Here is a 9766-nt window from a genome sequence, read left to right as displayed (position 1 = left end):
GGAAGCGGCTCGCTCAGAATCGCAGGACGCCCACGCCCCTGACAGAGAGGCGCTTTTTGCCTCGTCCGAGGGGGCGAAACGGCCGGAGATTCTAGTCGCTAGAGCTGGACAATGCATTCGCCGAATTTCGAGGTTGGAGTCTTACTGCCCGTTAATGCGGGATAAAACCTCTAACCTATGCTGAACCCCTTTAGAACTGTGTTTAGCTTTCACCACTGTAATACCTTGTCCTTTATCAACTGTTAATAAAAAATCCGTTGTCATAACAATTGGATCGCCTGTTTTTGAATCAACTGGGTGTTTAATCCCAAGCTCTTCAGCAATGACAATCGTCTCTTCTTGTGGTAATAAAGGAAATTGTTCACGAATACCTAAAAAACATCGGAAAATTCAGTTAAATAAAAGTAGTTCCGTTCCAAATCCGATAAAAACTCATGTTGTCTGGCGGTCTTTATACCTTTTAATCTTGTTGACCACCCTAATGAGGACGCATCTTGAATTTTAAGCCAAGGCTGATAATTTGCCCCACTACCTGTTTCTCTACCCTCTTTAATCCATTTTTCGACACAAAAATACCCCTTTAGATAATCATATCCAAAGGGGTAAAGTTTCGCAATTTTTTTATAAACGTCGCGACTTTATTTCAAATCTATAAATCTCTTACTCAACAGTCACCGACTTAGCTAAGTTACGTGGTTTATCAACGTCACACTCACGGTGAAGCGCTGCATAGTATGAGATTAACTGTAATGGAATTATTACTGCAAGCGGTGCTAGTGCTTCGTGTACAGCTGGTACGATGAAGCGGTCGCCTTCCATTTCTAAGCCTTTCATTGCGATGATGCAAGGGTTTGCTCCGCGTGCTACTACTTCTTTTACGTTACCGCGAATACCAAGGTTTACGTGTTCTTGCGTAGCAATCGCAATAACTGGTGTGCCTTGTTCAATTAACGCGATTGTACCGTGTTTTAACTCTCCTCCAGCAAAGCCTTCTGCTTGAATGTAAGAGATTTCTTTTAGCTTTAATGCGCCTTCTAAACCAACATAGAAGTCAACGCTGCGGCCAATGAAGAAACAGTTACGTGTTGTTGCTAAATATTCTTTTGCAATTGCATCCATTTCATCTTTTTGATTGCAAAGTACTTCCATTGCATTTGCAACAAGACCTAGTTCGCTAATTAAATCAAAGCCAATTGATAACCCTTTTGCTTTTGCAATGTCAGCTGCTAAGATTGCAAGTACTGCAAGCTGTGCTGTATATGCCTTCGTAGAAGCTACAGCAATTTCTGGACCAGCATATAATGGCAATGTATAATTCGCTTCACGAGACAATGTAGAGCCTGGTCCGTTTGTAATTGTTAATGCTTTATGTCCCATTTCATTTGTTTGCACAAGTACTGCGCGGCTATCTGCAGTTTCACCACTTTGTGAAATGTAAATGAAGAATGGTTTTTCTGTTAATAATGGCATGTTGTAAGAGAATTCACTTGCTACATGTACTTCTACCGGTACTTTTGCAAAACGCTCCATGAATTGTTTTCCAACAAGACCTGCATGATAACTTGTTCCACACGCGATGATATACACACGATCGCTTTCTAAAATCGCATCGCGAATTTCTGTATCAAGTTCAATCTCACCATCTTCATTTTGATACTTTTGAATAATATTACGAATGACAAGTGGTTGCTCATCAATTTCTTTTAGCATGAAATGAGGATATGTTCCTTTTTCAATGTCACTTGCATCTAATTCTGCTGTAAATGGTTCACGATCAATCGTTTCACCTTGTAAATTTTGAATTGTAATTTTTTCTTTTGTTACAAGAACCATTTCTTTATCCATTAATTCGATAAATTGGTCTGTAACTTGTAGCATTGCCATTGCATCACTTGCAACAACATTAAAATTATCTCCAGTACCCACTAATAGTGGGCTTTTGTTTTTAGCAACATAAATCATGTCTGGGTTTTCTGCATCAAGTAACGCTAATGCATATGAACCGTGTAATAGTGTTAATGTTTTACGGAATGCCTCTTCTACCGTCAAACCTGTTTTCACTTGTTTTTCTACAAGCTGAACGATTACTTCTGTATCTGTTTCACTCACAAAGTTTACATCTTGAAGATATTCATTCTTTAATAACTCATAGTTTTCAATTACACCGTTATGCACAAGGGTGAAGCGCTCTGAAGTACTTTGGTGCGGATGTGCGTTCACTTGACTTGGAACACCATGAGTTGCCCAACGTGTATGACCGATTCCCACGTTAGCTGCTACATTTTCATCCACGATTTCGCGAAGTTTTGCAATGCGGCCTTTTTCTTTAAATACAACAACACCGTTCGCTGCTTGCACTGCAATACCTGCTGAATCATATCCGCGGTATTCTAGCTTTTCTAACCCTTTTAATAAAATTTCCTTTGCATCTTGTTCCCCAATAAATCCTACGATTCCACACATAATTAGTCGCCGTTACAATATGCTTATGTTCTTTCATAAACATATAACGACATAGCCCGATCTTATTTTTGCATACAAAAAAAACGGATTTACATATCGCTAGCTTTGTAAGCTTGTAACGACTTTCACCTTCCTCTCATTTTGGTTTCAGCCTGCATACTTCACACTGCTAGTATAATCCGTTCTTTTTCTCTCATCACACTTTCACCTTTGTCTATTGAGTCACCTCAATGCTTTAAGTAAAAACTTTCGGTTGTGATGAACAACCGGGAGCCATCCGCCGAAATCTCGATAAACTCCTCCTCGTCAACTACATCGTAGGTAGTTCTGGCGCTTCTTACTTCAACCTATTTTGCTGAGAAAAAGAACAAAACAATCTTATAACAAATGGAATAAACCGTCAATGAAATTTTTCATTGTAGATAACAAGTATATGCAAAAGGAGCACAAAATGTGCTCCTTTTTGTCAAAATATTCGAATATTATTCAGCCCCAACTTCTGCTTTTACAACTTCTACGATACGGCTTACATATTGATCACAAAGATCTTGTGTTGCCGCCTCTGCCATAACACGAATTAATGGCTCTGTACCAGAAGGACGAACAAGAATACGACCATCTCCATTCATCTCTTCTTCTACAACACGAATAATTTCTTTAACTTTTTCATTTTCTAATGCTTGTTTTTTATCTGTTACACGAACATTCACAAGTAATTGAGGGAACTTTTTCATTTCACCTGCAAGCTCAGATAATGGTTTTTTCGTCATTTTCATAATGTTTACAAGTTGAAGTGCACTTAACATGCCATCTCCAGTTGTAATGTAATCTAAGAGAATAATATGACCAGACTGTTCCCCTCCCAGATTATAGCCACCGCGTTTCATTTCTTCCATTACATAACGGTCACCAACAGCCGTTTGATTACTTGTAATGCCATTCGCTTCTACCGCTTTATAAAAACCTAAATTACTCATAACTGTTGAAACAACTGTGTTGTGTTTTAATTTTCCAGATTCGCTCATATATTTCGCACAAATATACATAATTTGATCGCCATCTACAACATTTCCTTTTTCATCAACCGCAATTAGACGGTCACCATCTCCGTCAAACGCTAGACCAACATCAGCACCTTTTTCTTTCACAAACGCTGCTAATACTTCCGGATGCGTAGAACCTACACCAGCGTTAATATTCATGCCGTTTGGCGATGTTCCCATTGTAGAAATGTCAGCTTCTAAATCAGCAAACAAATACGGTGCTAGAGAAGATGTTGCACCGTGTGCACAATCTAAAGCAATATGTACGCCAGAAAAATCTTCATCTACAGTTTGTTTAATATATTGTAAGTATTTTTGTCCGCCTTCAAAATAATCGTTTACTTGACCTAAAGCTGTACCAACAGGACGTGGAAGTTCATCTACTTCTTTATCTAATAATGCTTCAATTTCTGCTTCTTGCTCGTCTGTTAATTTAAAACCGTCTGGACCAAAAAACTTAATCCCATTATCTTGTACAGGGTTATGAGATGCAGAAATCATCACACCAGCTTGTGCATCTAACGCCTTCGTTAAATAAGCAACCCCAGGAGTAGAAATAACACCAAGGCGCATTACTTCTGCCCCAATTGATAATAGTCCAGCTACTAAAGCTCCTTCTAACATATGTCCAGACACACGTGTATCACGGCCAATAATAACTTTTGGACGCTCTGTATCCTTCGTTAATACATAACCACCAAATCGACCAATCTTAAATGCTAATTCAGGCGTTAATTCCTCATTCGCCACGCCTCGTACACCATCAGTACCAAAATATTTTCCCATTACTATTCGCTCCTTTTTTCTTGCTCATTTCCTTGCTTCTTTGGCTGCTCTGGCTGCCCTTGTACTTCATGTCCTGTTTCTTGCTTCTTTGTGAGCTCTACCTTCGCATTTTTTTGTTTTAATTCTAATGTGACATTATTTGGACCACTTATTTGGATCGGAACATCATGTGTTCCTGCACTCATATTTCCTATATTAATTGATGCTTTAATCTGTTCTGCACTCATCTTCTCTACAACACCTGCATCCCCAAAAACATCAACACTAATTTTTCCATTTTGCGGATCAGAAAGTTTCATTGTTAATAAATCTGATAACCCATTCACCTGCAAAGGGATGTCAGTTATCGTTTTTCGCTGTTGCTTTTGTACTTCAACTGTCACTTTTACTTGGCTAGGGGCCACCTTTGCGACACCTTTAGGCAAAGAAACAGAGGCATCGAAGGTAGTTGACTCTGTAATTTTACTTAAGTCGACTTCGATGCCCTCAAGAGATGTAATATTATCAAGTACGTCTTTCGAACCATAAATCTCTACTTCACTCGGTTCAACTTTTATACTCGTCACAGTTATACCTTCTTGTAAACTTCCCTTTTTCGTGACGCCTAGGGAAACTGTTTTTTCAGGTGATGAAACTGGTACAGTGACATTGACAGTCGAAGAACCTGTTTTCAAATCTAACTGATTCCCGTCTTTATCATATAATACAACTTTTGCTTCTTTTGTCACCGTTTTGCTAATACCTTTTAAGTCAACATATGCCCGTACAAGAGCAATTTGTGAAAGCTGCTCTGTTGTACCTGCTACTTCAACAGTTCCAGGTTTAACAATCGGTTTATCTATAACCGTTCCTTTTTGCACTTGATTCTCATTTAAATATTTCACTTCTACTGGAAAAGATTTTACTTCTTTCTTTTTAATAGTAACTTGTATTTTTGCTGGCTGAACTTTCAAATGTAAATTATTTGGAACTCCGCTATATTTTAAAGGAATTTCATATGTTCCTGGCGTATAACCGCGTAAATTAACAAATACCTCAAACTGTCGTTTCACTTTAGCTGCCGCTACAACGTTATTTTGCCCTTCAAGTGTGACGCTGACTTTTTCAGGAATTCCAGTTACAATATACTTATCCTCATCATAATATGCAGATACAGGAACTCCAGATATTGTTTCTGTTGTATCTCCTACTGGAAAAGGCGATGGATTAAAATTATCTGATACATTTTTATCTATGTTTGTAGACATATAGAGCATAATTGCTAATAATAATGCAATTCCCCTTAAAAACCAATGATTATCCATTAACTTATCCATGACGTTTTCTCCTCCAATTCCATAAAGACGAAGAAGACTGTTTTACGTTTCCGCCTAACTCTTTCATAAGCAGTTCTTTTAATTGTTCACTTTTTAAATCACGATGTAACTCGCCGTTTTTTGTTAAAGAAATGTGTCCCGTTTCTTCTGATACGACAATTGTTAAGCTATCTGTTACTTCACTTACACCCATTGCCGCACGATGACGTGTTCCCAATTCTTTAGAAATGAACGGACTTTCTGATAATGGTAAATAACAAGCAGCCGCTCTAATAATATTTCCTTGCATAATTACTGCCCCATCATGCAACGGGGTATTTGGTATAAAAATATTAATTAATAACTCTGATGAAATATTCGCATTTAGCGGGATTCCTGTTTCAACATAATCCCCCATACCCGTTTCTCTCGCCATTGTAATAAGTGCACCAATACGACGTTTTCCCATATATTCTGTTGCCTTTACAACGGCATTTACAACCGACTCATGTTCATCTTCCTCTTGATTACTTCCCCGCGAAAATATACTTCCCCGTCCAAGCTGCTCAAGAGCACGTCTTAACTCTGGTTGGAAAATGATAATAACCGCTAAAAATCCCCAAGTTAATGCTTGATCCATAAGCCATTGCAGTGTATGCAATTCAAAGAAATTACTTAAAATACGAACAATAATGATTACTGTAATTCCTTTTAAAAGCTGGACAGCTTTTGTACCACGGATTACAAGAATCAATTTATATATAACAAACCATACAAGGGTGATATCTATTATAGTGCTGAGATATTTAAAAATAACATTTATATCTCCAAAAGGCATTCTGACCCTTCCTCCATCTATATGTAATTTACAACAACAAATTAATTATAACATACATTATACGAACCACAATTTCAAACCACATTTCTAAACCTGACATGTAATCATTGGATGTCAGACTTTAAGAAGGGATGATAAAGTGAAACTTTAATCATTGGGGGGCTCTTCATCCCCAAATGATTATTAGTTGAACTAATCGGGCTTTTATGGGCAGTCTATCTCCCTCCTTACTCTTTGCTTTGCTGAATGTTGAGGTGAGAGTATTACTACCCGCGAACAGCGGGATATACATAATATGCCACTGTATCTTTATTTTAAAGTAAAAAAAGCAGCTTTTCAGCTGCTTCTTGAAATTTATTTTAATTTTTCACCAAATAAAGAACCCATTAACGCTACAGCTGCAATTGCAGTTTTATTTTTTTCATCTAAAATTGGATTCACTTCTACGAATTCAGCAGATGTAATCATACCCGACTCCGCTAACATTTCCATCGCTAAATGACTTTCACGATATGATAAACCACCAGCAACCGGTGTACCCACGCCAGGTGCATCATGTGGATCAAGACCATCTAAATCTAAAGATAAATGTACGCCATCTGTATGTGATAAGTATGCCATTGTTTCTTCCATAACAGCCGTCATTCCCATGCGATCAATTTCATGCATAGTGAAAACTTTAATACCTTCTTTACGAATAAACTCTTTCTCTCCATCATCTAAAGAACGAGCACCGATAATAACTACATTTTCTTTTTTCACTTTCGGATACTCACCGTATAAATTAACAAGTGCTGGATGACCATGTCCTAAACTTACAGCTAATGACATACCATGAATGTTCCCAGATGGAGATGTTTCCTCTGTATTTAAATCTCCATGAGCATCGTACCAAATAACACCAAGATTTTTATAATGTTTTGCAATACCAGCAAGCGTTCCAATCGCAATGCTATGATCGCCGCCTAATACAAGTGGAAAGCTTTTCTTCTCAATAATGCTATCAACTTTACTTGCTAGCTCATGACATACTTTTACAACCTGTTCAAGATTTCGTAATTTCTCATTTTCGTTTATTTGCGCTTCTCTTTCAATACATATATCCCCTAAATCTTCTACGTTATATCCTATATTTTCAATTCTTTCAACAACTCCAGCATAACGAATCGCGCTCGCACCCATATCAACACCGCGACGCATTTGTCCTAAATCCATTGGTACTCCCACAACTGAAATTTCTTTCTTCATAGATGATTCCCCCTTTTATGCTTTCACTAAATATTTTAAATCTTTTCTATTATCTGACTCAACTTGACATTTTTTTGTATTTATATACACTTAATTCAATACAATGAAGCAATAAATTAATACTTTTCCATTAAAATATGCATAAAAAAAAACACCCCTTACGAATAGGGACGTTTTTGTAATCCTAGTTTCCATACAGCCGCAATATTTCGTGCTGTTATATAAATATTTTCTTTTCCCATTTTATACGCTTCTTCTAATGTCATCGCACCTGAAACGATACTAAATACAGCATCAATACCTTCTTCATAAATAGGGATATGATTCGGATGAACAGCTCCGGCAATTGCAATAACAGGAAGATTATACTCTTTAGCTCGCTTTGCTACCCCTATAGGTGCTTTTCCATAGACTGTCTGTTCATCAATTCTTCCCTCTCCTGTAATCACTAAATCCGCCTCTTGCAGATGAGCATTAAAATTCGTGTAATCAAGTACAATATCAATACCTTTTCTAAGCGTACCATGTAAAAAAGCAACAATAGCCGCTCCAAGTCCTCCCGCAGCACCTGCTCCTGGAATAAATTCTATATCAACATGAAGAGTTTGTTTAATTAGCTTAGCATAATGTTTCAAATTACAATCTAACCGCTCTATCATCTCGTCTGTAGCACCTTTTTGTCTTCCAAATATAAACGATGCTCCTGTCGCTCCTGTTAAAGGATTCGCAACGTCACAAGCTGCCTCAATGTTAACCCGCGCTAAACGAGAATCTAACTGTGATATATCAAAATAAGTAATACAATGTAAATTCCCTCCGTTTGGCTCTATAGCACAATTGTTGCTATCAAAAAAACGCACACCTAACGCCGATAACATTCCTGCTCCCCCATCATTAGTAGCACTTCCTCCAAGCCCTAAAATGATACGATGAACCCCTTGTTCTAATGCATGTAAAATAAGTTCTCCCGTTCCTCTTGTTGTCGTTAAAAACGGATTTCGTTTCTCAAATGGAACATGATGTAAACCAGAAGCAGCAGCCATTTCAATAAAAGCAGTCTGCTTATCCGAGGAAAGGCCGTAAAATCCCTCTACTACGTTTCCTAATGGACCTGTCACAGGAATATTTACAATTTTCCCTTGCGTTGCATCGACAAGTGCTTGTACTGTCCCTTCTCCGCCATCTGCAATAGGAATTCTTATATAATCTGCATCTGGATATATAGAGAGAAACCCCTTTTCGACTGCTTCACACACTTCTAATGCCGTTAAGCTTTCTTTATAAGAATCAGACGCGATAATAATCTTCATATGAAACAACTCCCTTCATATTTAATATTAAAATTGGAGTCATCAAAAATATATAAATAATAATGAAAGAACTGACATAAAAACCTTTTGTTTTAGAGGGGCGAGAGAGACTGGCTATGTATAGGAGCGGTCAGGGCCTTTTCCTGCCACGCGCAAAGTTTTAAAACAAAGAAAGGCAGCAAGGTGTAGGACCATTTTTATATTCATGGCAACAATCTATATGCTGAAAAATGAAAATAACTTTCTATAGATAATAAGGAGCGTATTTTCACTGGAATAATCCCCCTTACCAAACTTCTAAATTAAATGTATGGCTGAATAGTTACAATAATAATTTAAAAATTTTTCGCTTTAGAGGGGCGAGAGCATCTGACTATGTATAGGAGCGGTCAGGACCCTTTCCTTCTACATCAAGCAAGTAGCGATCATGTTGCACTTTGCATCTCAGCGGCTTACACGTCGAAAAATCAAAATTGGATTTATATAAACAAAAAAGCTTGAAGTCTATTATTCGACTTCAAGCTTTTATAACTGTATGGAGCCTAGCGGGATCGAACCGCTGACCTCCTGCGTGCAAGGCAGGCGCTCTCCCAGCTGAGCTAAGGCCCCAAGTTGGAGCGGAAGACGGGATTCGAACCCGCGACCCCAACCTTGGCAAGGTTGTATTCTACCACTGAACTACTTCCGCAAAAATGGTGAGCCATGAAGGACTCGAACCTTCGACCCTCTGATTAAAAGTCAGATGCTCTACCAACTGAGCTAATGGCTCTTAAATGGCTGGGC

The 9766-nt window shown here is 38.0% G+C and carries 6 protein-coding genes, 3 tRNA genes and 1 pseudogene; all 10 read right to left on the bottom strand.

Annotated elements, in window-relative coordinates; all coding sequences use genetic code 11:
- Nucleotides 1-219: 219 nt before the first annotated feature.
- A pseudogene (locus tag BM211_RS27675) lies at nt 220-617 on the bottom strand (hypothetical protein); the annotation flags it as partial.
- A 43-nt stretch (nt 618-660) separates the two neighbouring features.
- Nucleotides 661-2463 carry a glutamine--fructose-6-phosphate transaminase (isomerizing) gene (gene glmS / locus BM211_RS25150; RefSeq protein ID WP_035434380.1) on the bottom strand — a complete coding sequence of 601 codons (1803 nt, stop codon included), beginning with the start codon at nt 2461-2463 and terminating at the stop codon, nt 661-663.
- A gap of 482 nt (nt 2464-2945) precedes the next feature.
- Nucleotides 2946-4292, bottom strand: coding sequence for a phosphoglucosamine mutase (glmM, locus tag BM211_RS25140; RefSeq protein WP_091000121.1), 1347 nt, complete (start codon nt 4290-4292; stop codon nt 2946-2948).
- A gap of 2 nt (nt 4293-4294) precedes the next feature.
- Nucleotides 4295-5608: a CdaR family protein gene (locus BM211_RS25135; protein WP_035434382.1), complete on the bottom strand. Its 1314-nt coding sequence runs from the start codon at nt 5606-5608 to the stop codon at nt 4295-4297.
- Complete coding sequence (cdaA, locus tag BM211_RS25130) at nt 5601-6425, bottom strand: diadenylate cyclase CdaA (RefSeq protein WP_035434383.1); 825 nt, start codon at nt 6423-6425, stop codon at nt 5601-5603. The genes BM211_RS25135 and cdaA overlap by 8 nt, the downstream gene beginning before the upstream one ends.
- 354 nt (nt 6426-6779) lie before the next feature.
- Entirely contained in the window at nt 6780-7673 is an 894-nt protein-coding gene (gene rocF, locus BM211_RS25125; protein ID WP_035434385.1) for an arginase, read from the bottom strand.
- Nucleotides 7674-7831: 158 nt separating this feature from the next.
- A complete protein-coding gene (locus BM211_RS25120; protein ID WP_035434386.1) occupies nt 7832-8983 on the bottom strand; it encodes a glycerate kinase in 1152 nt (383 codons plus the stop codon).
- Nucleotides 8984-9519: 536 nt separating this feature from the next.
- Nucleotides 9520-9592 (bottom strand) — tRNA-Ala (locus BM211_RS25115).
- Nucleotides 9593-9596: 4 nt separating this feature from the next.
- Nucleotides 9597-9671: transfer RNA gene (locus BM211_RS25110), tRNA-Gly, on the bottom strand.
- 5 nt (nt 9672-9676) lie between these two features.
- Nucleotides 9677-9752 (bottom strand) — tRNA-Lys (locus BM211_RS25105).
- Nucleotides 9753-9766 lie beyond the last annotated feature (14 nt).

This window comes from Bacillus sp. 491mf, from assembly GCF_900112415.1.
Taxonomy (GTDB): domain Bacteria; phylum Bacillota; class Bacilli; order Bacillales; family Bacillaceae_G; genus Bacillus_A.
Note: the sequence above shows the minus strand (reverse complement) of the source record. Positions and strands in the feature narration are given on the sequence as shown.

Excerpts from the sequence above, each read along its gene's own strand:
- glmM (WP_091000121.1), bottom strand. The coding sequence starts at position 4,292 with ATGGGAAAATATTTTGGTACTGATGGTGTACGAGGCGTGGCGAATGAG.
- BM211_RS25120 (WP_035434386.1), bottom strand. The coding sequence starts at position 8,983 with ATGAAGATTATTATCGCGTCTGATTCTTATAAAGAAAGCTTAACGGCA.
- cdaA (WP_035434383.1), bottom strand. The coding sequence starts at position 6,425 with ATGCCTTTTGGAGATATAAATGTTATTTTTAAATATCTCAGCACTATA.
- glmS (WP_035434380.1), bottom strand. The coding sequence starts at position 2,463 with ATGTGTGGAATCGTAGGATTTATTGGGGAACAAGATGCAAAGGAAATT.
- BM211_RS25135 (WP_035434382.1), bottom strand. The coding sequence starts at position 5,608 with ATGGATAAGTTAATGGATAATCATTGGTTTTTAAGGGGAATTGCATTA.
- rocF (WP_035434385.1), bottom strand. The coding sequence starts at position 7,673 with ATGAAGAAAGAAATTTCAGTTGTGGGAGTACCAATGGATTTAGGACAA.